Source organism: Pseudoduganella lurida, assembly GCF_007830455.1.
Lineage (GTDB): Bacteria > Pseudomonadota > Gammaproteobacteria > Burkholderiales > Burkholderiaceae_D > Rugamonas > Rugamonas lurida.
In genome coordinates this window covers 26,211-47,616 of the sequence record NZ_VLLB01000011.1, presented here as the reverse complement: position 1 = coordinate 47,616, position 21,406 = coordinate 26,211, and the positions used below count along the sequence as shown (strand labels likewise).

General features: G+C 66.6%; 19 protein-coding genes. 7 read left to right on the top strand and 12 right to left on the bottom strand.

Annotated elements, in window-relative coordinates:
* Positions 1-38: 38 nt before the first annotated feature.
* The 4 genes from astA to IP91_RS22845 all read right to left on the bottom strand — a co-directional run bounded on the left by astA (position 39) and on the right by IP91_RS22845 (position 4,546).
* The gene (astA, locus tag IP91_RS22860; RefSeq protein ID WP_145652325.1) at positions 39-1,085 is read right to left on the bottom strand and encodes an arginine N-succinyltransferase; all 1,047 of its coding nucleotides are present in this window, start codon (positions 1,083-1,085) and stop codon (positions 39-41) included.
* 13 nt (positions 1,086-1,098) lie between these two features.
* The gene (locus IP91_RS22855) at positions 1,099-2,142 is read right to left on the bottom strand and encodes an arginine N-succinyltransferase (protein ID WP_145652323.1); all 1,044 of its coding nucleotides are present in this window, start codon (positions 2,140-2,142) and stop codon (positions 1,099-1,101) included.
* Positions 2,143-2,232: 90 nt separating this feature from the next.
* On the bottom strand, positions 2,233-3,477 hold the full coding sequence (astC, locus tag IP91_RS22850) for an acetylornithine/succinylornithine family transaminase (protein ID WP_145652321.1): 1,245 nt from the start codon (positions 3,475-3,477) through the stop codon (positions 2,233-2,235).
* Between the two features lie 124 nt (positions 3,478-3,601).
* Positions 3,602-4,546 (bottom strand): GlxA family transcriptional regulator, encoded by a 945-nt coding sequence (locus IP91_RS22845; RefSeq protein WP_145652319.1) that lies wholly within the window; start codon positions 4,544-4,546, stop codon positions 3,602-3,604.
* 207 nt (positions 4,547-4,753) lie between these two features.
* Between IP91_RS22845 and IP91_RS22840 the strand changes: the two genes are divergently transcribed.
* The 5 genes from IP91_RS22840 to eutC all read left to right on the top strand — a co-directional run bounded on the left by IP91_RS22840 (position 4,754) and on the right by eutC (position 9,270).
* Positions 4,754-5,038, top strand: coding sequence for a hypothetical protein (locus tag IP91_RS22840; RefSeq protein WP_307724434.1), 285 nt, complete (start codon positions 4,754-4,756; stop codon positions 5,036-5,038).
* 90 nt (positions 5,039-5,128) lie between these two features.
* Entirely contained in the window at positions 5,129-5,965 is an 837-nt protein-coding gene (locus IP91_RS22835) for an HDOD domain-containing protein (RefSeq protein WP_145652317.1), read from the top strand.
* Positions 5,966-6,058: 93 nt separating this feature from the next.
* A complete protein-coding gene (locus IP91_RS22830; protein WP_145652315.1) occupies positions 6,059-6,997 on the top strand; it encodes an alpha/beta hydrolase in 939 nt (312 codons plus the stop codon).
* Between the two features lie 78 nt (positions 6,998-7,075).
* Positions 7,076-8,476 (top strand): ethanolamine ammonia-lyase subunit EutB, encoded by a 1,401-nt coding sequence (locus tag IP91_RS22825; protein ID WP_145652313.1) that lies wholly within the window; start codon positions 7,076-7,078, stop codon positions 8,474-8,476.
* The gene (gene eutC, locus IP91_RS22820; RefSeq protein ID WP_145652311.1) at positions 8,473-9,270 is read left to right on the top strand and encodes an ethanolamine ammonia-lyase subunit EutC; all 798 of its coding nucleotides are present in this window, start codon (positions 8,473-8,475) and stop codon (positions 9,268-9,270) included. The genes IP91_RS22825 and eutC overlap by 4 nt, the downstream gene beginning before the upstream one ends.
* A 243-nt stretch (positions 9,271-9,513) precedes the next feature.
* Here the strand turns inward: eutC and secF are convergent, their stop codons facing one another.
* The 5 genes from secF to queA all read right to left on the bottom strand — a co-directional run bounded on the left by secF (position 9,514) and on the right by queA (position 15,265).
* Positions 9,514-10,536, bottom strand: coding sequence for a protein translocase subunit SecF (gene secF, locus IP91_RS22815; protein WP_145652309.1), 1,023 nt, complete (start codon positions 10,534-10,536; stop codon positions 9,514-9,516).
* 24 nt (positions 10,537-10,560) lie between these two features.
* Entirely contained in the window at positions 10,561-12,420 is a 1,860-nt protein-coding gene (gene secD / locus IP91_RS22810) for a protein translocase subunit SecD (protein WP_145652307.1), read from the bottom strand.
* An 83-nt stretch (positions 12,421-12,503) separates the two neighbouring features.
* Positions 12,504-12,836 carry a preprotein translocase subunit YajC gene (yajC, locus tag IP91_RS22805; protein ID WP_145652305.1) on the bottom strand — a complete coding sequence of 111 codons (333 nt, stop codon included), beginning with the start codon at positions 12,834-12,836 and terminating at the stop codon, positions 12,504-12,506.
* A gap of 251 nt (positions 12,837-13,087) precedes the next feature.
* A complete protein-coding gene (gene tgt, locus IP91_RS22800) occupies positions 13,088-14,227 on the bottom strand; it encodes a tRNA guanosine(34) transglycosylase Tgt (protein ID WP_145652303.1) in 1,140 nt (379 codons plus the stop codon).
* Positions 14,228-14,239: 12 nt separating this feature from the next.
* Entirely contained in the window at positions 14,240-15,265 is a 1,026-nt protein-coding gene (gene queA / locus IP91_RS22795) for a tRNA preQ1(34) S-adenosylmethionine ribosyltransferase-isomerase QueA (RefSeq protein ID WP_145652564.1), read from the bottom strand.
* A gap of 80 nt (positions 15,266-15,345) precedes the next feature.
* Here queA and recG point away from each other — a divergent pair, with 80 nt between their 5' ends.
* Positions 15,346-17,427 (top strand): ATP-dependent DNA helicase RecG, encoded by a 2,082-nt coding sequence (gene recG / locus IP91_RS22790; RefSeq protein WP_145652301.1) that lies wholly within the window; start codon positions 15,346-15,348, stop codon positions 17,425-17,427.
* Positions 17,428-17,711: 284 nt separating this feature from the next.
* On the opposite strand, the gene IP91_RS22785 is transcribed toward recG, so the two are convergent.
* The gene (locus IP91_RS22785) at positions 17,712-18,929 is read right to left on the bottom strand and encodes an MFS transporter (protein WP_145652299.1); all 1,218 of its coding nucleotides are present in this window, start codon (positions 18,927-18,929) and stop codon (positions 17,712-17,714) included.
* A 147-nt stretch (positions 18,930-19,076) separates the two neighbouring features.
* Here IP91_RS22785 and IP91_RS22780 point away from each other — a divergent pair, with 147 nt between their 5' ends.
* Positions 19,077-19,439, top strand: a complete 363-nt coding sequence (locus IP91_RS22780) for a hypothetical protein (RefSeq protein WP_145652297.1) — start codon at positions 19,077-19,079, stop codon at positions 19,437-19,439.
* A 59-nt stretch (positions 19,440-19,498) separates the two neighbouring features.
* On the opposite strand, the gene IP91_RS22775 is transcribed toward IP91_RS22780, so the two are convergent.
* A complete protein-coding gene (locus tag IP91_RS22775) occupies positions 19,499-20,497 on the bottom strand; it encodes a Gfo/Idh/MocA family protein (RefSeq protein ID WP_145652295.1) in 999 nt (332 codons plus the stop codon).
* Positions 20,494-21,393 carry a DUF3025 domain-containing protein gene (locus IP91_RS22770; RefSeq protein WP_145652562.1) on the bottom strand — a complete coding sequence of 300 codons (900 nt, stop codon included), beginning with the start codon at positions 21,391-21,393 and terminating at the stop codon, positions 20,494-20,496. Before IP91_RS22770 ends, IP91_RS22775 begins: the two co-directional genes overlap by 4 nt.
* Positions 21,394-21,406 lie beyond the last annotated feature (13 nt).

Genomic DNA, 21,406 nt, shown 5'->3' with positions numbered 1-21,406 from the left:
CAATGGGGGCTGTGCTGCGTGGCGTATCAGCGGCGGCGTTACGGGACCTTGCGGGCACCGAGCGGCAGCGTGCGCACCGTGTCGCCGGCGCGCAGGTGCAGCCGCTGCTGCTCGGCGGACGTCAGGTCGATGTGGCCGTTGGCGTTGCTGGAGTCCGTGACGATCATGCGGAAGTCGCGCAGCGTGGTGTTCGAGACGAGCGTCGGCTCTTTTGACGCCGGTGCGCAGGCGTGCACGCTGTCCTCGTCCGGCGCGATCGTGGCCAGTTCGCTGTCGCGCATCGCGCGCAGTTCCGACACGCGCGCCTGCAGCACGGGGCCGGCATCGAAGATGTCGACATAGCCCTCGTAGTGCATGCCTTCCTGTTCCAGCAGGCGGCGTGCCGGCGCGGTGGAGTTGTGCACCTGGCCGACCACGTCCTGCGCTTCCTGCGGCAGGTAGGCGATGTACAGCGGCTGGCGCGGCATCAGCTCGGCGATGAAGGACTTCTTGCCCAGCGCCGTCAGGTCGTCCACGTGGTGGAAATCCATCTTGAAGAAATGCCGGCCCAGGCCTTCGTAGAACGGCGAGCTGCCGTCGTCGGCCTGGTAGCCGCGCATCTCGGCGATGATCTTTTCCGTGAACAGGTGCGGGAACTGGGCGATGAACAGGAACCGGCTCTTCGACAGCAGCTTGCCGTTGTGGCCCTGGCGGTAGTCCGGGTGCAGGAACAGCGAGCACAGTTCGGACGATCCCGTCAGGTCGTTCGACAGGTACAGCGTTTCCATCTTCGTAAACACGTCCAGCTCGCGGCTGGAGTGCACGAGGGTGCCGATGCGGTAGTTGTAGAACGGTTCCGTCAGGCCCACTGCGCCCTTGATCGCGCAGACGCCGGCCAGGCGTCCGCTGGCGGTATCTTCCATCACGAACAGGTAGTCGCGTTCTTCGGGCGGGATGGTTTCGGCAAACGAGGCGCAGGCGGTGGCCAGGCGGTCGCCCAGCATCTTCATGTCCGCCTTCAGCGTGGTCATGCCGGTGCCGACCTGGCTGGCCAGCGCGAACAGGCCGTCCAGGTCGTTCTCATTGATGGCGCGTACGACGAGCATGGGGAAATCTCCGTTAAATGCGGACGCAGGTCACGCTGTCGCCTTCGGCAACGCGCAGGATCTCGCACAGTTCCGGCGTCAGCGCCACCGCTTCGCAGTCGGCCAGGTCGGGGCTGGAGAGGGTCACGGCGCGGAAGGCATCGCTGCCGTCGTTGCAGATCGCGTAGTCGACGCGGGGGCCGCGGTTGGCCGCCGCCGGCGCCATGCGCACGCGCAGCCGCTGCGAACGCGTGAACGTGCGCAGGCCGTGCTTGTGCGCCTGCAGGATCGGGCCGCCGTCGAAGATATCGATGTACTCGTCCGCCTCGAAACCCTCGGCCGTGAGCAGGTTGAACGCCAGCTCGCCGGACGGATGGATCTGGCCCATGACGGCCTGCGCGTCACCGGGCAGCAGCGGCACGTAGACGGGATAGTGCGGCATCAGTTCGACGATCAGCGTGCGGTTGCGCGCACCGCCGATCACCCGTTCCGCATCGAGGAAATCCATCTGGAAGAACTTGCGGCCCAGCGCGTTCCAGAACGGCGACTGGCCTTCGGCATCGGTGACGCCGGCCAGCGGCACGAAGAAGCGGTCGCCGAAGCGCTGCGGCTGCTGCGCCGCGTACAGCAGGCGGGACCGCGACAGCAGTGCCGCTTCCGGCCGCTGCAGCACGCCTTCCTCGACATAGAACGACGACAGCTGCGAATAGGCCGTCAGCTCGGAGCACAACGTCAGCGCATGCACGCTGTGGCTGATGTTCAGGTCCCGCGAGACCTGCTGGATCACGTCGTTGCGGAACGAGAAGTAGGTGCCGTTCGACCCGGCGGAGGCAAAGATGGCGGCGGTGCCGCTGATGCGGCGCGCGCCCGTGCCCTCGTCGATCGACTCGAGCACGAACAGATAGGATTCCTCGCTGGGGATATCGACCTGCGCGGCGAACGAGGCCAGCGAGCGTTCGACGGCCATCTCGATCCTGTCGCGGCTGCGCGGCAGCGTGTGCACGCCCGGCATCGTCACCGCGGCCAGGGACTCGAGTGCGGGAATATCCGCGGTTTCCACCGGACGGACGACGTACATGGGCACTCCTGTCTGATGTGGTCGGGATGGGGGAATCTGAATTCGCAGCGCGGCAGGGCGGCACGCCTGCCGCGCCTGCCGTCGAAGCGCTTACTTCGCGGCCAGCAGCGTGTCGAGGCCCTTGCGCATCAGGCGCAGCGCTTCGTCGATCTGCGCGTCCGTGACGACCAGCGCGGGCGCCAGGCGCACCACGTCCGGACCGGCGATCAGCACCATCAGGCCTTCGTTCTCGACGGCGCGCTGGATGTCCTTCGAGCGGCCCTTGAATGCGTCCGTGACGACGAGGCCCAGCAGCAGGCCGGCGCCGCGCACGCTGGCGTACACCTGCGGGTAGTCGCGGATCAGCTCTTCGAGCTTGTCGATGAGGTACAGGCTGGCTTCCTTGACGCGTGCCAGGAAGGCCGGCTGGTTGATCGTTTCCAGCACCGTCAGCGCCACCGTGGCGGCCAGCGGATTGCCGCCGTAGGTGGTGCCGTGCGTGCCGACGGACAGCGTGTGCGCCAGTTCTTCCGTCGTCAGCATCGCCGCGACGGGGAAGCCGTTGCCGAGCGCCTTGGCGGAGGTCAGCACGTCCGGCACGATGCCATAGCCCATGTAGGCGAACAGCGAGCCGGTACGGCCCATGCCGCACTGGACTTCGTCGAAGATCAGCAGCGCGCCGGTCTTGTCGCACAGGTCGCGCAGCGCCTGCAGGTAGTCCGGGTTGCCCGGCATGACGCCGCCCTCGCCCTGCACCGGCTCGACGATCACGGCGCACACATCGTCGCCGATGGCCGCGCGGGCCGCTTCGATGTCGTTGTACGGAATGTGGTCGATCATCGGCGGCAGCGGTTCGAAGCCTTCGGTGTACTTCGGCTGGCCGCCGGCGGACACGGTGAACAGGGTGCGGCCGTGGAACGAGTTCAGGCACGACACGATGCGCGACTTGTGCGCGCCGAACTTGTTGTGCGCATGCTTGCGGGCCAGCTTCAGGGCCGCCTCGTTGGCTTCCGCGCCGGAGTTGCAGAAGAAGGCGCGGTCGGCGAACGTGGCTTCCGTGATGGCGATGCCCAGACGCAGCACGGGCTCGTTGGTGTAGCCGTTGCCCAGGTGCCAGACGGTGTTGGCCTGGCGGGTCAGCGCCTCGACCACGATAGGGTTGCAATGGCCGAGCGCCGCGACGGCGATGCCGGAAGTGAAGTCCAGGTAGTGCTTGCCGCTCTGGTCCCACAGGTCCAGGCCCGAAGCTCGCACCGGTACCATCGCCGCCGGTGCGTAGGTCGGCACGAGCACTTCGTCATAAGTCTGCCGGGTGACAGGGCGGGAGGTTGCAGTCGAGTCAAGCTTGGCGTTCATTGGGCATTCCCCATCGTGGTGAGTGGTACGAAATTGTAAGAGCCGGGATGCTAAAACTCTTTTGAATGTGCGACAAGAATTTTCTTTATCGCGTTTCCGACACCGGGAGCAGCACCGCGGCCGATCAAGCCCCCGCCAGCTTCCGCTGCCGCTCTTCCCTTGGTGTATTCCCGAACAGCGCGCCGAAGGCGGTGGAAAAATGCGAACCCGACGAGAATCCGCACATCAGCCCCACCTGCACGATCGAGTGGTTGGTGTCGAGCAGCAGCTGGCGGGCGCGCTGCAGGCGCAGTTCCAGGTAGTAGCGCGACGGCAGGCTGCCCAGGTACTGCTTGAACAGGCGCTCGAGCTGGCGGCGCGACAGGCCCACCAGGTTGGCGATATCGTCCGTCGACAGGGGCTCCTCCAGGTTCGCTTCCATCAGCGTGACGGCCTCCGACAGCTTCGGCTGCAGCGCGCCGAAGCGGGCCTGCAGGGCCACGCGCTGCCGCTCGTCGGCGCCGCGTACACGGTCGATGCACAGGGCTTCCTTGATGGCCGCCTGGACGACGTTGCCGAACAGGGACTCGACCAGGGTCAGCGAAAAATCGATGCTGGCCGCGCCGCCGCAGCAGCTCAGGTGCCGGCCATCGAGCTCGAACAGGTGCGGCGTGAGGATGGCCCGCTGCGTGATCTCTTCGGTATCGGCATACAGCGCCCACGGCAGCGCGATGCGCACGCCGGCAGCCAGGCCCGCCGCGGCCAGCCACAGCACGGCCGCGCCCACGCCGCCCCAGTAGTCGGCGCCACGGCAGCAGGCGATGGCGGCCTGCAGGGGGCCGTCGGCGGGTGCCGGCTGCTGCTCGTCCGCGACCAGCAGCGCGATGTGCCAGTCCTCGCTGCAGCCGACCGCAGGGGTCGTGGCCAGTGTCCGCACTTCCAGCGCGAAGCCGCTGCCGAGCATGCGCTGCGCCAGCCGCAGCGGCTGGACCAGCCCGGCCCAGGCGAGGCTCTCCACATCGCCCGCGTTCACGAGCAGCATGCGCAGTGGCTGGCCGCGGGAGAGCCGCGCGAGATCGGCGAAGGACATCAGCGAAGGACCTCAGCGAAGGACATTAACGAAGAACATCGGACAAGCACATGGCCGGGCAGTTCGATGACGATGGTGGACAATGGCGACAGCCTGCAATGGTAACAGGTAGCGCCGCTGGCGGCAGGGCCCCGGCCGGCACGGCCGCCCGCTATAATCTGGCCAAGGGTGCCTCCACCACTGACCAATCCACTGCAAACGACAACCATGCTGAAAACTACCCTGATCGACGGCGTCACGCCGGCCTCCTTTGACAAGGAAATCACCGGCAACCTGCTGCTCGAGCACGCCGACGACGACGATGTGCGCGCCCAGAAATTCCTGATCGGCGTGCGCAACGAGGATGGCGACATCTACCGCCTGATCGGCGCCACCAAGCACAACAGCTTCACCAATGCGGTGGAAGAGCTGGAAGACCTGGAACTGGTCGACGAACTGGCCGACATCGAAGGCACGCAGGAAGGCTGCGACGCCATCTTCCGCGACGAGTAAGCCCCCGCGGCGGCGGCGCCCATGCGACCCCGCTGCAACACCTCCCTGAAAAATGATTCCACAGGGCAATATAGTGGGTATAATTTTTCGATGGACAGACTGCATGCCTTCAAGACCATCGCCGCGCAGGCCCGCTGCGGCGAGCTCGCGTTTCCCGCCAGCGTGGAGGCCTCGATCCGCCTGCAGCGCGCGCTGGCCGATCCCGACTGCCATGTGGACCTGGCCACGCGCCTGATCCAGGCCGATCCCCTGCTGGCCGCGCGCACCGTGGCCATCGCCAATTCCGTGGCCTACAACCGTTCCGGCACGCCCATCTCCGGCGTGCGTCCGGCCGTCCAGCGCCTCGGCGTGCGCACGCTGCAGACCCTCGTGGCGGCCGTGATCGTGCGCCAGCTGGGCAGCACGCTGGAGGATCCGGTCCTGCGTGCCAAGACGGCGCAGCTGTGGGAGCACACGGCCCACGTGGCGTCGCTGGCCCAGGTGATCGCGCGCCGAGTCACCAATGTCGATCCCGATACCGCGCTGTTTGCCGGCGTGGTGCATGAGGTGGGCGCCTTCTACATGCTGTCCCGCGCCGCCGACTTCCCCGGCGTGATGGAGGGCGAACCGGAAGACTGGATCGAGCACGGCGAAGCCATCATCAGCGCCGGCGTGTTCCGCGAACTGATGGTGCCCGAGCCCGTGGTGACGGCCGTCGCGGCGATGTGGCACGGCCTGCGCGCGCTGCCGCCGGAAACGCTGGGCGACACGCTGCTGCTGGCGGACGACCTGGCCCCCATTCCTTCCCCCATGCATGTACGCCCGGGCGCCACCACGGCGCAGGCGGCCCGCACGATCGACTTCGCCGTGGGCGACGGCACGCTGCAGGCCATCCTCGACGAGTCGCGCGACGAAGTCGAATCGCTGTATTCGGTGCTGATGCTGTAATCCCGCGGCGGCGCCCGGTCGTCACACAGTCGTCACGGGAAAGTTATTTCGGCGATAATCGGCGTTTTGCCCAGCCGAGTACGTGACGAATTCATGACGAGATTCCTGCGCGCCGCCGCCGGCGCGACCTGCAGCGCGATGCTGGCGTTCGCCATCGCCCCGGCGCAGGCGCAAGCCCAGGGCACCATCGCCCTCGAAGGCGCCCCCTATGTGCTCGACAACACCGAAGTGCGCAGCGTGCGTGCCCGCGAGCTGGGGCGCGATTACGAGATCTACGTGAGCCTGCCCCCTTCGTATGCGAAGTCGGGCCGCAGCTATCCCGTGGTGTTCGTGACGGACGCGCCGTATGCCTTCCCGGTGGCGCGCGCCATCGCGCTGCGCGCCGGCCGCGGCGGCCGCTCGATCGGCGAATTCATCCTCGTCGGCCTGTCCTATGCGCGCGGCGACACGGCCGAATACAGCCGCCGCCGCGACTACACGCCGGGTGCGCCGGGCGACGAGGACTACGCATCCGACATGCCGGGCCGCCGGCCGAAGTTCGGCGAGGCGGCGGCCTATGCCCGCTTCATCAGCCAGGACGTATTCCCCGCCGTGGCGAAGCGCTATCGCGCCGACATGCGCCAGAAGACATTCATCGGCCATTCCTATGGCGCGCTGCTGGGCCTCGAGGTGCTGTTCTCGGAGCCGGGCATGTTCGAGAACTACGTGCTGGGCAGCCCCTCGCTGTGGTTCGGCCGGCGCATGATGTTCGAACGGGAGAAGGCCTACGCCACCGGCAACAAGGACCTGCCGGCCAATGTCTACTTCGCCGTGGGCGGCTACGAGGCCGTGAAGCCGGGCCCCCGCTTCAACAAGGACGACGACATGGTGCGCGACCTGAAGGCGTTCGCCGCCGCGCTTAAGTCGCGCAATTATCCGGGCCTGAAGCTGGGCATGGACGTGATCCGCGACGAGGACCACCTGACCGTGGCGCCGGCCATCATCACGCGCGGCCTGCGCTGGGCCGTGCCGGGCAGCGAAGAGCCCCGCTGACGTTCACTGCACGTGCGCTGACGGCGCGGGCCGGCCTGGTGTACCCTGTCGGGTGTCGGAAGACGCCAGGGGGATCGCATGCAACCGTTCCAGTTCAAGCACGTCGTCGGCGCCAATACCTACCAGTTCGCCGACCTGAAGGACCTGATGGCGAAGGCCACGCCGGCCCGCTCCGGCGACGTGCTGGCCGGGCTGGCGGCCGGCAGCGCCGCCGAGCGCGTGGCGGCCCAGATGACGCTGGCCGCGCAGCCGCTGGCGCGGTTCCTGGCCGAGGCACTCATCCCCTACGAAACGGACGAAGTCACGCGCCTGATCGTGGACAGCCACGACCGGGCCGCCTTTGCCGCCATCGCCCACCTGACCGTGGGCGACTTTCGCGACTGGCTGCTGGGCGACGCGGCTGACAGCACCGTGCTGGCCGCCATCAGCGCCGGCATCACGCCCGAAATGGCGGCGGCGGTGTCGAAGATCATGCGCGTGCAGGACCTGATCCTGGTGGCCGCCAAATGCCGCGTGACCACCTCCTTCCGCAATACCATGGGCCTGCCACGCTGCCTGGCCACGCGCCTGCAGCCGAACCATCCGACCGATGATGCCAGCGGCATCGCCGCCAGCATCCTGGATGGCCTGCTGTACGGCAGCGGCGATGCCATGATCGGCATTAACCCCGCCACCGACAACGTGCAGCAGGTCACCGGCCTGCTGCACATGCTCGACGCGGTAATCGAGCGTTATGCCATTCCCACCCAGTCCTGCGTGCTCACGCATGTCACCAACACGCTGGCAGCGATCGAACGGGGCGCACCGGTGGACCTGGTGTTCCAGTCGATCGCCGGCACCGAGGCCGCCAACCGGGGTTTCGGCATCGACCTGGCGCTGCTGGCAGAAGCCCGCGCCGCGGCCCTGGCGCTGGGGCGTGGCACGGCGGGCAGCAACGTGATGTACTTCGAGACGGGGCAAGGCAGCGCCCTGTCGGCCGGCGCCCACCACGGCGTGGACCAGCAGACCTGCGAGGCCCGCGCGTATGCGGTGGCGCGGCACTTCCAGCCCTTCCTGGTCAATTCCGTGGTCGGCTTCATCGGCCCCGAGTACCTGTACGACGGCAAGCAGATCATCCGGGCCGGCCTGGAGGACCACTTCTGCGCCAAGCTGCTGGGCCTGCCGATGGGCTGCGACGTCTGCTATACCAACCATGCGGAAGCGGACCAGGACGATATGGATGTGCTGCTGACCTTGCTGGGCACGGCCGGCTGCACGTTCGTGATGGGCGTGCCCGGTTCCGACGACATCATGCTCAACTACCAAAGCACCTCCTTCCACGACGCGCTGTACGTGCGGCGCGTACTGGGCCTGCGCGCCGCGCCGGAGTTCGAGACCTGGCTGCAGCGCATGGGCATCGTGGACGGGGCAGGCGCCATCTGCCTGGCAGGCGAGCTGCCCCCGGCTTTCCGGCAAATCCTGCCCCGGCTGGCATCATGAGCGATAGCCCGCCCGTCATCGACAACCCCTGGGCCGAGCTGAAACGGTTCACGGCGGCGCGCATCGCGCTGGGCCGCAGCGGCGCAAGCCAGCCCACCGCGGCGCAGCTGGCGTTCCAGCTGGCCCATGCGCAGGCGCGCGACGCCGTGCACACCGGGCTGGATGCACCGGCCCTGCTGGAAGGCCTGGCAGACCAGGGCCATGCCACGCTGCTGCTGCACAGTGCCGCCGCCGACCGCGCCACCTACCTGCAGCGGCCGGACCTGGGCCGGCAGCTCGATGCGCCCTCGCGCGCTCTGTTACGGGAGGCCGCGCGCGGCGATGGCCACGACCTGGCGGTGGTGCTGGCGGACGGGCTGTCGGCGCGCGCCATCGACCAGAACGCGCTGCCGTTCCTGGCCGAGTTGACGCCTCTGCTGGTACGCGAAAGCTGGGCACTGGCGCCGGTGACGCTGGTGCTGCAGGGCCGGGTGGCCGTGGGCGACGAGGTGGCGCAGCTGCTCGGCGCGCGCGCCGTGCTGGTACTCATCGGCGAGCGGCCCGGCCTGAGTTCGCCGGACAGCATGGGGCTGTACCTGACCTGGGCGCCGCGGATCGGCACCCGCGATGCGGAGCGCAACTGCGTGTCGAACGTGCGGCCTACCGGCATGTCGTTTGCGCAGGCGGCACACAAGCTGCACTACCTGCTGGGCGAGGCACGCCGGCGCGGCATCAGCGGTGTCGCCCTGAAGGACGAGACGACCACCGCCACGCCGGGCCTGCAGCAACAGCCGCCCGGCTTCCTGCTCGGCTGACGGCGCACCAACACGCCGCCCAAAAAAAGACCCGCTCGAAAGCGGGTTAAGTCCAAAACTAGGGATGTCCTGAAAGAGACAGCTTCATAGTACGTCCCGGGCCGGCCGGGCTCTGTGCGCCATTTCACATAAACCGGATAGTGCCGCGGCAGGGGCACCCAAGAAAAAAGCCGCCCCGGCGGACCGGGGCGGCTTGAAAGGGCTTGCTTGCACTCGGCAGCAATACGACCCGGCGGGGCCTGCTTACACCACCGCGCCGTCCGTCTCGTCCTTTTCCTTGACGGGCTTGATCAGGTCTTCCCGCTTCACGCCCAGCCACATGGCAACGGCGGCGGCCACGAACACGGAAGAGTAGACGCCGAACAGGATGCCGATCGTCAGCGCCATCGCGAAGTAGTGCAGCGTGGGGCCGCCCAGGAACAGCATCGACAGCACCATCATCTCGGTACAGCCGTGGGTGATGATCGTGCGCGAGATGGTGCTGGTGATCGCATTGTCGATCACTTCATGCACGCTCATGCGGCGCTGCTTGCGGAAGTTCTCGCGGATCCGGTCGAAGATGACGACCGATTCGTTGACCGAGTAACCCAGCACGGCCAGCACGCCGGCCAGCACCGTCAGCGAGAACTCCCACTGGAAGAACGCGAAGAAGCCCAGGATGATCACCACGTCGTGCAGGTTGGCGATGATGGCCGCCACGGCGTACTTCCACTCGAAGCGGATGGCCAGGTAGATCATCACGCCGATGATCACCATCACCAGCGCGTTCAGGCCGTTCTGCGCCAGCTCGTCGCCCACCTGCGGGCCGACGAATTCCACGCTCTGCAGCGAGACCAGTTCCTTGCCGGCCGTGTCCAGGCAGGCGGTGCGGGCATGGCGTTCGCCCTTCTCGGTGGTTTCCTCGAAGTGCTTGGCCGTGCCCTTCTCGGCGCGGCACAGGATCTCGAAGGCGCGCGCGGACGTGGTGTCCGAGCTCGAACCCGGCGTGATCGGCAGGCGGATCATCACGTTGCTGGCATTGCCGAACGTGCTTGCTTCCGGATGGTCGAAGCCGCCGGCCTGCAGCGCGCTGCGCACGCCTTCCAGGTTGGCGCCGTGGGAGTACCTCACCTCCATCACGGTGCCGCCCTTGAACTCGACGGAGAAGTGCAGTCCCTTGGTGACCAGGAAGAACACGGCGGCCACGAACGTCAGCGCCGACACCACGTTGAAGATCAACGCGTGGCGCATGAACGGGATGTCTTTACGAATGCGGAAAAATTCCATGAAATCCTCTAACTGAGCTGTGGTTTACTTGGCCTGGCCGGGTACCCAGACGGTACCGATCGACAGCGACTGCAGTTTCTTCTTGCGGCCGTACCACAGGTTCACCACGCCACGCGAGACCACCACGGCGGAGAACATCGAGGTCAGGATGCCCAGGCAGTGCACGACGGCGAAGCCGCGGATGGCGCCGGAACCGAACACCAGCAGCGCCAGGCCGACGATCAGCGTGGTCACGTTCGAGTCCAGGATCGTGGCCCAGGCGCGGTCGAAGCCGGCCGAGATGGCGGCCTGCGGCGAGGCGCCGGCGCGCAGCTCCTCGCGGACGCGTTCGTTGATCAGCACGTTGGCGTCGATCGCCATGCCCAGTGCCAGCGCGATGGCGGCCATGCCGGGCAGGGTCAGCGTCACGCCCATCACGGACAGGATCGCCACCAGCAGCAGCAGGTTGACGGCCAGCGCGATCACGGAGAAGAAGCCGAACATCATGTAGTAGAGGATCATGAAGATCGCGATGGCCGTGAAGCCGTACAGCGTGGAGTGGAAGCCCTTCGAGATGTTCTCGACACCCAGCTGCGGGCCGATCAGGCGTTCCTCGATCACGTCCATCGGCGCATACAGCGCGCCGGACTTGAGCAGCAGCGCCAGTTCGGTGGAGTTCTCGATGCTGCCCATGCCCGTGATGCGGAAGCGGCTGCCCAGTTCCTGCTGGATGGTGGCGACCGACAGCACTTCCGGCTTGCCCTTTTCCTTCAGCACGATGGCCATCAGCTTGCCCACGTTGTCGCGGGTGGCTTCGCGCATCTTGCGGCCGCCGTCGCCGTTCAGGTCGATCGACACGGCCGGCTGCTGGTTTTCATCGAAGCTGGCGGTGGCCGACGAGATGTAGTCGCCGGACAGGATCACGTCCTTCGACAGCACGACCGGCACGTTCTTGCCGACCGTGAACAGCTCGGAGTTGAACGGGATGGCGGCGGACAGCTCGGTCCCGCGCGGCACGGTCGGATCGACCAGGCGCACTTCCAGCGTGGCGGTGCGGCCGATGATGGCCTTGGCGCGCGCCACGTCCTGGAAGCCGGCCAGCTGGACGACGATGCGGTCCGGACCCTGCTGCTGGATGATCGGTTCGGACACGCCCAGTTCATTGACGCGCTTGGACAGCGTGGCGATGTTCTGCTTCACGCCGTTGTCGAGGGTGGCCTTCAGCGCGGCCGGCTTCATGGCCGCCGTCAGGGTCAGGTCGGAACCGCTGCCGCCATTGGTCAGCTGCAGCTCGTTCATTTCGACCAGCGCATTGCGGGCCGCATCGCGGGTGGCGTCGTCGCGGAACTTCACGACGATGCTGTCGCCCGCCCGTTCGATGCCGGCGTGGCGCACGTTCTTGTCGCGCAGCTGGCTGCGGATCGACGCCTGGAAGCCCTGGATGCGCTTGTCCAGCGCGGCCTTGGTATCGACCTGCATCAGGAAGTGCACGCCGCCCCGCAGGTCGAGGCCCAGGTACATCGGCAGTGCGCCAACCTTCTGCATCCACTGCGGCGTGTTCGCCATCAGGTTGTTGGTGACGACGTAGGTGGGGTCGCTCGGATCGGCGTTCAGGCCCCGTTCCAGCACCTGGCGGGCCTTGAACTGGGTGTCGATCTCGGTGAAGCGCGCGCGCACCGAATGGCTGGTGCCCGCGTCGAAGGTGACGCCGGTGGTGGCCAGCTTGGCATCGCGCAGCAGCTGCTCGACGCGGGTGGCGACATCGCTGGTGACCTTGACGGTGGACTTGGCGCTGGTGATCTGCAGCGCCGGCGATTCGCCGAAGAAGTTCGGCGCCGTGTAGAGTGCGCCCAGCAGCACGACCACGGCGATGACGATGTATTTCCAGACAGGATAGCGGTTCATATTCTTCTGCGTCGATGAAGTAACGACAAAATGCAAAGCGGACTGACGGACCGCGGGCGGCCGAAGCCGCCCGCGTGCGAGTCTTACAGGCCCTTCAGCGTGCCCTTCGGCAGCAGCGTCGTGATCGACGGCTTCTGCACGACGACTTCCGTGTTCGGCGCGATCTCGATCGTCACGTACACATCGGCAACCTTGACCACGCGGCCCAGCATGCCGCCGACGGTGACGACTTCGTCGCCCTTGGCCAGCGCATCCATCATCGCGCGCTGTTCCTTCGCGCGTTTCTGCTGCGGGCGGATCATCAGGAAGTACATGACCACGAACATCAGGATCAGCGGAACGAACGTCGACAGGTTGCCCATCAGGCCCGGATCGGCAGCGCCGGCGGTTTGAGCATATGCGTTGGAAATGAACACGGGTGACTCCAGTAGATATTAAAAAAAACAGCGCTGTATTCTAGCACTGCCCAAAGACCCGCAGATTATGCGGTTTTACATTATTGCAAGAACAATTTCACAGCTTCACCGGTACTGCCGAGCTTGTGTCCACCTTGGGGTCAGACCCCGACATAGACACGGACTCGGCAGTTGATTGCACCGGCCCTAACGCCGAGCTTGTGTCCATGTCGGGGGCTGACCCCTTGGTGGACACGGGCTCGGCTGTAGCATTAGACGCCGCGGGCGCGGTCGGCGTGGAACTGCTTCACCCAGTCGGGGAAGCGGTCTTCGTCGAGGGCTTCGCGCATCTGGCGCATGATGTCCAGGTAGTAGTGCAGGTTGTGGATCGTGTTCAGCCGGGCGCCGAGGATCTCCTGGGCGCGGTGCAGGTGGTGCAGGTAGGCGCGCGAGAAGTTGCGGCAGGCGTAGCACGTGCAGGTGGCGTCCAGCGGTTCCACGTCTTCCTTGTAGCGGGCGTTCTTGATCTTCACGTCGCCAAAGCGGGTGAAGATCCAGCCGTTGCGCGCATTCCGGGTGGGCATCACGCAGTCGAACATGTCGACACCGTTCGAGACGCCGGCCACCAGGTCTTCCGGCGTGCCCACGCCCATCAGGTAGTGCGGCTTGTTGGCCGGCAGGCGCGGGCCGATGTGTTCCAGCACGCGCATCATGTCTTCCTTCGGCTCGCCGACGGACAGCCCGCCGATCGCCAGGCCGGGGAAGTCGATCTTCTCGAGGCCTTCCAGCGATTCGTCGCGCAGCGATTCGAACATGCCGCCCTGGACGATGCCGAACAGCGCGTTCGGGTTCTCGCCGCGCTTGAACTCATCCATCGACCGCTGGGCCCAGCGCAGCGACATGCGCATCGACTTGGCCGCTTCCTCGACCGTGGCGGGACGGCCGTCGATCTCGTACGGCGTGCATTCGTCGAACTGCATCACGATGTCGGAGTTCAGCACGCGCTGGATCTGCATCGAGATCTCCGGCGAGAGGAACAGCTTGTCGCCATTGATGGGCGAGTTGAAGTGCACGCCCTCTTCCGTGATCTTGCGCATCTCGCCCAGCGAGAACACCTGGAAGCCGCCGGAGTCGGTCAGGATCGGCTTGTCCCAGCCCATGAACTTGTGCAGGCCGCCGAATTTTTCCATCACCGTGTTCCCGGGACGCAGCCACAGGTGGAAGGTGTTACCCAGGATGATCTGGGCGCCGATCTCCTTCAGCTCCACCGGCGACATCGCCTTCACGGAACCATACGTCCCGACGGGCATGAAGATCGGCGTCTGCACGGTGCCGTGATTGAGTTGCAGCGTGCCGCGGCGCGCCTTCGTCAGACCGGTCGTGTCGGTCTTGAGCAGTTTGAATTCCAGCATGTAGTTAGTCCGTTATGCCCGGTTAGGGGTAGTCAGCAGCATGGCATCGCCATAGCTGAAGAAGCGGTATTCGTGGGCGATCGCATGCGCGTAGGCGGCGCGGATCTCGTCGTAGCCGGCAAACGCCGACACCAGCATCAGCAAGGTCGACTTCGGCAGGTGGAAGTTGGTGATCAGGCGCGTGACAGCTTTAAAGCAATAGCCGGGCGTGATGAACAGGTTCGTGTCGCCGCTGCCCGCCTCGATGGTGCCGGATTGCGATGCCGATTCCAGCGCGCGCAGGCTCGTCGTCCCGACGGCGATCACGTCACGGCCCGCCGCGCGGGTGGCCTTTACCGCATCGGCGGTCGCCTGCGGCATGGTGTACCACTCGGTGTGCATCTTGTGCTCGGCCAGGTTCTCCGTGCGCACCGGCTGGAACGTGCCGGCACCCACGTGCAGCGTCACGTAGGCGAACTGCACACCCTTGTCCTTCAGCTTCTGCAGCAGCGCCTCGTCGAAGTGCAGGCCGGCGGTCGGTGCCGCGACGGCGCCGGGCACCTTGTTGAACACCGTCTGGTAGCGCGTTTCATCCACTTCGCCGGGCGCGTGTTCGATGTAGGGCGGCAGCGGCAGGCGGCCGTACTGCTCGATCAGGTCGAACACGTCGGCGTCGAACTTCAGCGTGAAGAACTCGCCGGCCCGTTCGCCGACGGTGACGTCGAACGCGTCGGCCAGGCGGATCTTCACGCCGGGGCCGGGCGACTTCGACGCGCGCACCTGGGCCAGCACGGTGCGCGTATCGAGCACGCGCTCGACCAGCACCTCCACCTTGCCGCCGCTGTCCTTGATGCCGAAGAAGCGCGCCTTCAGCACGCGGGTGTCGTTCATCACCAGCAGGTCGCCGCCCACTAGCAGGTCGAGGATGTCGGTGAACTTGCGGTCGACCAGGCGGCTCTCATCCACGTGCAGCAGGCGCGAGGCACTGCGATCCGGTAGCGGAAATTGCGCTATGCGCTCGGGCGGCAAGTTAAAATCGAAGTCGGAAAGCGAATACATGGTCTGGAACACGGAAATTCCGCTGGAAATACGTTGGGCAACCCTCTATTTTACGCTAACGTACCTACTCCACGCGAAAAATGGCTGAAACGAAGCAAAGCAAGCCCCCGGTAAAAAAAGCCCCCCTGTCGAAAGCGGCCGCGGCCGAATTGAAGCTCGCCAAGCTGGGCCTGCGCACGGACATGGACCTGGTGCTGCACCTGCCGATGCGCTACGAGGACGAAACCGAGGTCATTCCCATCCGCGAGGCCTGCCTGCGCGGCGGGCAGACGTCGCAGGTGGAAGGCGTCGTCCTGAAGAACGAGATCACGTATAAGCCGCGGCGCCAGCTGATCGTCTACATCGCCGACGACTCCGGCGAGCTGATGCTGCGCTTCATGAACTTCTACGGCAGCCAGGTCAAGCAGCTGTCCGAAGGCGTGCGCCTGCGCGTGCGGGGCGAGCTGAAACACGGCTTCTTCGGCGCCGAGATGGTCCATCCCACCTACAAGGTCGTCAACGAGGGGGCACCGCTGCCCACCTCGCTCACGCCCGTGTACCACTCGGGCGAAGGCCTGTCGCAGCCAATCCTGCGCCGCGCGATCGCCGATGCGATGGGCCGCGTGGACTGGACGGACACGCTGCCGCCAGCGCTGCGCGAGCGCATGCAGCTGCATCCGTTCGAGCCGGCCGTGCGCCTGCTGCACTATCCGCCGCAGCAGATCGACGAGCACGCGCTGCTGGACCGCTCGCATCCCGCCTGGATCCGCATGAAGTTCGACGAGCTGCTGGCCCAGCAGCTGTCCTTGAAGCGCGCCCAGGATGCGCGCCGCCAGAAAGGCGCGGCGCCTCTGGAGGCCGTCGGCGCGCTGACCACCGCGTTCCAGGCCGGGCTGCCGTTCAAGCTGACCAATGCCCAGGCACGCGTGCTGACGGAAATCCGCGCAGACCTGCGCCAGCCGTTCCCGATGCAGCGCCTGCTGCAGGGCGATGTCGGCAGCGGCAAGACGGTCGTGGCCGCGCTGGCCGCCACGCAGGCCATCGACAGCGGCTTCCAGGCCGCGCTGATGGCACCCACCGAGATCCTCGCCGAGCAGCACTTCCGCAAGATCGCCGCGTGGATGGAGCCGCTGGGCGTGAAGGTCGCATGGCTGACGGGCAGCCTGAAAAAGAAGGAGAAGGCGATCGCCTGCGCGCAGGCCGAATCGGGCGAGGCAAAGCTCGTCATCGGCACGCACGCGCTGATCCAGGACTCGGTGCAGTTCGCCAGGCTGGGCCTCGTCATCGTCGACGAGCAGCACCGCTTCGGCGTCGGCCAGCGCCTCACCTTGCGCAACAAGGGCGCGGACGGGCTGGTGCCGCACCAGCTGATGATGTCCGCCACGCCCATCCCGCGCACGCTGGCGATGACGTATTACGCGGACCTGGAAGTGTCCGTGATCGACGAGCTGCCGCCGGGCCGCACGCCGATCGTCACGCGCGTGATCGACCAGAACCGCCGCGACGAAGTGATCGAACGCGTGTATGCCGCCGCGCTGGAAGGCCGGCAGGTGTACTGGGTGTGCCCGCTGATCGAGGAATCGGAGGCGCTGCAACTGCAGACCGCCACCGAAACCTACGAAACGCTGGCTGCCGCGCTGCCCGAGCTGCAGGTGGGCCTGGTACACGGGCGCCTGAAGCCGGCGGAAAAACAGGTGATCATGGATGCCTTCATCGCCGGCGAGGTGCACGTGCTGGTGGCGACGACCGTCATCGAGGTGGGCGTCGACGTGCCGAATGCATCGCTGATGGTGATCGAACATGCCGAGCGTTTCGGACTGTCGCAGCTGCACCAGCTGCGCGGGCGCGTGGGTCGTGGCTCGGCGGCCAGCGTCTGCCTGCTGCTGTACCAGGCGCCGCTGGGCCATGTGGCGAAACAGCGCCTGATGACGATGCGCGAAACGACGGACGGCTTCGAGATCGCCCGCCGCGACCTGGAAATCCGCGGCCCCGGCGAATTCCTCGGCGCCCGCCAGTCCGGCCAGGCCATGCTGCGCTTCGCCGACCTGGAAACGGATGGCTGGCTGGTCGACCAGGCGCGCGACGTGGCCCACGCCCTGCTGCACGACCCGGCCGGCGAGCCCGTCGTCGAAGCCCACCTGGAACGCTGGCTGGGCGGGCGCGAGGAGTTTCTCAAGGTCTAACTACAGCCGAGCTCGTGTCAACATCGGGGTCAGTCACCAAAGTTGACACGGGCTGAGCTGTAGCGGTCATTGAAAAGGCCGGTAACTGTAGAGCTCGTGTCACTTTTCGTGACTGACCCCGATGTTGACACGGGCCGAGCCGTAGTCAGAAGCACATCATTGGAAGCACAGGACGATGCGCGTCGCCATGTCGAACATGAAGTCGGGGCGCAGGTAGGCGGCGAAGACCAGCGCCAGCACCAGCGCCGTTGCGATCCACCACCAGGCCGGCTTCATGGCGATCCTCACGCGGCCTGCAGGTCGCGCCGCACCAGCGCCTGCTCGTCGATCGGCAGGTTGGCCAGGCCGGCGAACACGCTCAGCGCGATGGCGATGGACCAGACCAGGTCGTAGCTGCCGCGCAGGTCGAACACGTAGCCACCCAGCCAGACGCCGATGAAGCTGCCCACCTGGTGCGACAGGAACACCACGCCGGCCAGCATCGACATGTGCGACAGCCCGAACACGCCGGCGATGATGCCGTTCGTGAGCGGCACGGTGGACAGCCACAGCACGCCCATCGCGGCGGCGAACACGTACACCGAGAGCGGCGACAGCGGCGCCAGCAGGAACAGGCCGATCACGGCCGCGCGTGAAAAATAGATGAACGACAGCAGGTAGCGCTTCGGCAGGCGGCCGCCCAGCTTGCCGGCCCAGTACGAGCCGAAGATGTTGAACAGGCCGATGAGCGCCAGCGCGATCACGGCCACCTGCGGATCGGCGATGCCCTTGTCCTTCAGGTAGGCCGGCATGTGCACGCCGATGAACACCAGCTGGAAGCCGCACACGAAATAGCCGGCCACGAGCAGCAGGAACGAGCGGTTGCCGACCGCCTCGCCCAGCGCGGCGCGGATGCTCTGGTGCTGGCCGCCAGTCTTCTGCACGGCCGGTTCGCGCAGCCGGAACGCCATGGGCACCATCAGGAACACGACGACGGCGGCCAGCAGGAACAGCGCCTGCTGCCACCCCACGTGGGTGATCAGCGTCTGCTCGACCGGCATCAGCAGGAACTGGCCGAAGGAGCTGGCGGCGCCGGAAATGCCGAACGCCCACGAGCGCTTTTCCGGCGGCGCGGCGCGGCCGACGATGCCGCTCACGGCCCCGAACGCCGTGCAGGCCAGCCCCAGCCCGATGAAGATGCCCGAGCCCACGACGAACAGCGCCGGCTGCGTGACGGTGGCCATCCATACCAGGCCCGCCGCATACGCCACGGCTCCTACCAGCACCACGCGCAGGGTGCCCCAGCGGTCCGCCACCATGCCGGCAAACGGGCCGAACGCTCCCCACAGCAGGTTCTGCAGCGCCATCGCCAGCGAATACGTTTCGCGGCTCCAGCCATTGGCCAGCGAAATCGGCTGCATCCAGAAGCCGAAGCCATGGCGTACACCCATCGCCAGCGTCAGGATGACGCCCGTGGCGACCAGGACTTTCTTGAGATCGAGCGACGGCGGGGCGGCGTGCATGGCGACTCCTGGTAAAAAGGCCAGTTTAACCGGCATCGGATGCTGCTATGCAGCAGTCATATAAGCATTAACAGAAAAATTACTTGTGTTGATACGCAAGCAATACTACAATGACATCCCGTTGTTGATAAGTCATCCCAGCCCCTGATGAAACGAGTCCTGATCACGGTTACCGCCGCTCTGGCATTGCACGCGGCACCAGTCTTTGCCCGCAATGTTCCCACCTTTGCCATGCCCGCCAGCGCGCTGGCCGTCGCGTTTTCCGCAAACGTCGCCATGGGCCAGTTCGATGCCGGAACGCGCCTGACCGCTGCGCCGCACCAAGTTTTCGCCACCGCCGCCGCCACGCCGGCGTGGGCGGGCAATGCCGAGGCACGTACCGGCACCGCTGCACTGGCCGGCACGAAGCCGCCGCGCGCCGCCGAAATCTCCGCACCGATGCTGCTGGGCGCCGGTGCCGTCGTGCTGCTGCTGTCGCGCCGCCGCCGCGTCGACAACGCCGTTCGTTAAGCCGCCCCCCGTCGAGCAATCCCGGCCGGCCGATCACTGCATCGGCGGCCGGACCGGCATCAGCGATCGGCGTCGTACGTGACGCCGATCTGCCGACGGATCTCGTCCAGCACGCCCATCAGCGCCACCGATTCGTCCAGCGGCATCACCGGACTTTCGAGCAGCCCTTCCCGCAGGCAGCGGTTCACTTCGATGATTTCATGCGCATAGCCGTTGCCGATGCGCGGCACGTGCACGACGCGGCGGGTGCCGTCGTTCAGCTCGATCGTCAGGTCTTCCGTGTTGTGGAAGCGGCCGTGCAGCTTGATGAAGCCCTTGCTGCCGCAGATCGTGAATTCCACCGGCGTGCGCGCCAGCAGGCTGCACGAGCCCACCGACATCGCGCCTCCCTCGTGCATCAGCGTGAACGCGGCCTGCACATCGACGCCCGTCGCGCCCAGCCGGCCGGCGGCCTGCACGGTCTGCACGGGGCCCAGGAAATACGCGGCCGTCGACAGCGGATAGATGCCCAGGTCCAGCAGCGCGCCGCCGCCCAGCGCCGGATTGAACAGGCGGTGCTCCGGGCCGGCATCCGAATGGAAGCCGAAATCCCCCAGCGCGGAAGTGACGGTGCCGATCTCGCCGCCGGCGATCAGCCGCTTTGCTTCCAGCACTGCAGGATGGAAGCGCGTCCACATCGCCTCCATCGCGAACAGCCCTCTGGCGCGCGCCAGCGCCACCACCTCTTCGGCCTCGCGGCGGTTCACCGTGAACGCCTTTTCGACCAGCACATGCTTGCCGCCATTCAGGCACAGCAGCGCATTCTCGTGATGCATCGGGTGCGGCGTGGCGATGTAGATCGCATCCACGTCCGGATCGCTGGCCAGCGCCTCGTAGCTGCCGTGGCTTTTCGTCAGCTCATGCGAGCCGTGGTCGCTGGCGAACTGCGTGGCATTGCCGACGCTGCGCGAGGCCACGGCGGCCAGCACGGCGTCCGGCGTGTCCTTCAGCGCGGTGGCGAAGGCCCTGGCGATCTTGCCGGTGCCGAGGATGCCCCAGCGGATGGTACGGTCGGTCATAGTGTCTCCTGTGCGGGTAATGGACTAAGTGCAGGTACTGGACTAAGTGCAGGTACTGGACTAAGTGCAGGTACTGGACTAACTGCGGGTACTGGACTAAAGGTGCGCTTCGGCCGGAACACGGCTGCGTCATCATAGAACGCATCGTCCTGCACCGGCCACCAGCCGGGAATGCCCAGCACGGGCAGCGGCGTGAAGGCGGACTTGTGCAGGCCTTCGCTGCGCAGCGACTGCGCCAGGTGCGCATCGATCCAGGCCTGCTGCCCGTCGCGCGGCAGGGTGAAGTAATCCGGTGGCGCGGCGATCACGCGCGTGTGCGCCGTGATCGCCTTGTACGGCGCCATCAGCTTTTCCATCAGCGCGTGGCCGAACAGCCAGACCTGGGCCGGCGCCGCCGAACCGGGCGGACCGAACGAGGCAGCGCGGTCGACGAACGCCTCGCGCCAGCGGTGGTGGCGCAGCGCATCGGCCAGCGCCCGGCCGTCCGCATCGTCCGCCACCACCAGCAGCGCGGCGTTCTCGTCGAGCAGCGTGGCGGCATCGCGCGCCGGCCCGCGCTCGTTGCGGATGCCGTCGCGGGCGATCTGCGCCGCCTGCAGCGCATTGATCTCGCGCTTCAATAGCGGATACGACAACCACACCAGGCCATTGAAGAAATCATGCAGGTTGTCGCGCGTGGGGACGCAGCCGGTGGCGCCGATGTGTTCCTCGTACGCCGTACCCTCCGGCAGCGCCGACTGCGGCACGAACGACACGGGCAGGCCGGCGAAGTTCGCCAGCCCCAGCGCCCGGGCGCGCGCCGTGAACGTGCCGGTCATGTCTGCCGGATCGACCGCGGCCGCGGCCGGCCGCACGGCGGCGAACCACGGGCGGGACCAGTCGACCGGCGGCAGCACCGCGGCGCCCGCC

What these genes read in the sequence shown, in the direction of transcription:
- astC (WP_145652321.1), bottom strand. Translation starts at nt 3,477, where the DNA reads ATGAACGCCAAGCTTGACTCGACTGCAACCTCCCGCCCTGTCACCCGG.
- IP91_RS22775 (WP_145652295.1), bottom strand. Translation starts at nt 20,497, where the DNA reads ATGACCGACCGTACCATCCGCTGGGGCATCCTCGGCACCGGCAAGATC.
- queA (WP_145652564.1), bottom strand. Translation starts at nt 15,265, where the DNA reads ATGTATTCGCTTTCCGACTTCGATTTTAACTTGCCGCCCGAGCGCATA.
- eutC (WP_145652311.1), top strand. Translation starts at nt 8,473, where the DNA reads ATGAGCGATAGCCCGCCCGTCATCGACAACCCCTGGGCCGAGCTGAAA.
- IP91_RS22855 (WP_145652323.1), bottom strand. Translation starts at nt 2,142, where the DNA reads ATGTACGTCGTCCGTCCGGTGGAAACCGCGGATATTCCCGCACTCGAG.
- secD (WP_145652307.1), bottom strand. Translation starts at nt 12,420, where the DNA reads ATGAACCGCTATCCTGTCTGGAAATACATCGTCATCGCCGTGGTCGTG.
- IP91_RS22825 (WP_145652313.1), top strand. Translation starts at nt 7,076, where the DNA reads ATGCAACCGTTCCAGTTCAAGCACGTCGTCGGCGCCAATACCTACCAG.
- recG (WP_145652301.1), top strand. Translation starts at nt 15,346, where the DNA reads ATGGCTGAAACGAAGCAAAGCAAGCCCCCGGTAAAAAAAGCCCCCCTG.
- IP91_RS22845 (WP_145652319.1), bottom strand. Translation starts at nt 4,546, where the DNA reads ATGTCCTTCGCCGATCTCGCGCGGCTCTCCCGCGGCCAGCCACTGCGC.
- astA (WP_145652325.1), bottom strand. Translation starts at nt 1,085, where the DNA reads ATGCTCGTCGTACGCGCCATCAATGAGAACGACCTGGACGGCCTGTTC.
- IP91_RS22835 (WP_145652317.1), top strand. Translation starts at nt 5,129, where the DNA reads ATGGACAGACTGCATGCCTTCAAGACCATCGCCGCGCAGGCCCGCTGC.
- IP91_RS22780 (WP_145652297.1), top strand. Translation starts at nt 19,077, where the DNA reads ATGAAACGAGTCCTGATCACGGTTACCGCCGCTCTGGCATTGCACGCG.
- IP91_RS22840 (WP_307724434.1), top strand. Translation starts at nt 4,754, where the DNA reads ATGCTGAAAACTACCCTGATCGACGGCGTCACGCCGGCCTCCTTTGAC.
- secF (WP_145652309.1), bottom strand. Translation starts at nt 10,536, where the DNA reads ATGGAATTTTTCCGCATTCGTAAAGACATCCCGTTCATGCGCCACGCG.
- IP91_RS22830 (WP_145652315.1), top strand. Translation starts at nt 6,059, where the DNA reads ATGACGAGATTCCTGCGCGCCGCCGCCGGCGCGACCTGCAGCGCGATG.
- IP91_RS22785 (WP_145652299.1), bottom strand. Translation starts at nt 18,929, where the DNA reads ATGCACGCCGCCCCGCCGTCGCTCGATCTCAAGAAAGTCCTGGTCGCC.
- tgt (WP_145652303.1), bottom strand. Translation starts at nt 14,227, where the DNA reads ATGCTGGAATTCAAACTGCTCAAGACCGACACGACCGGTCTGACGAAG.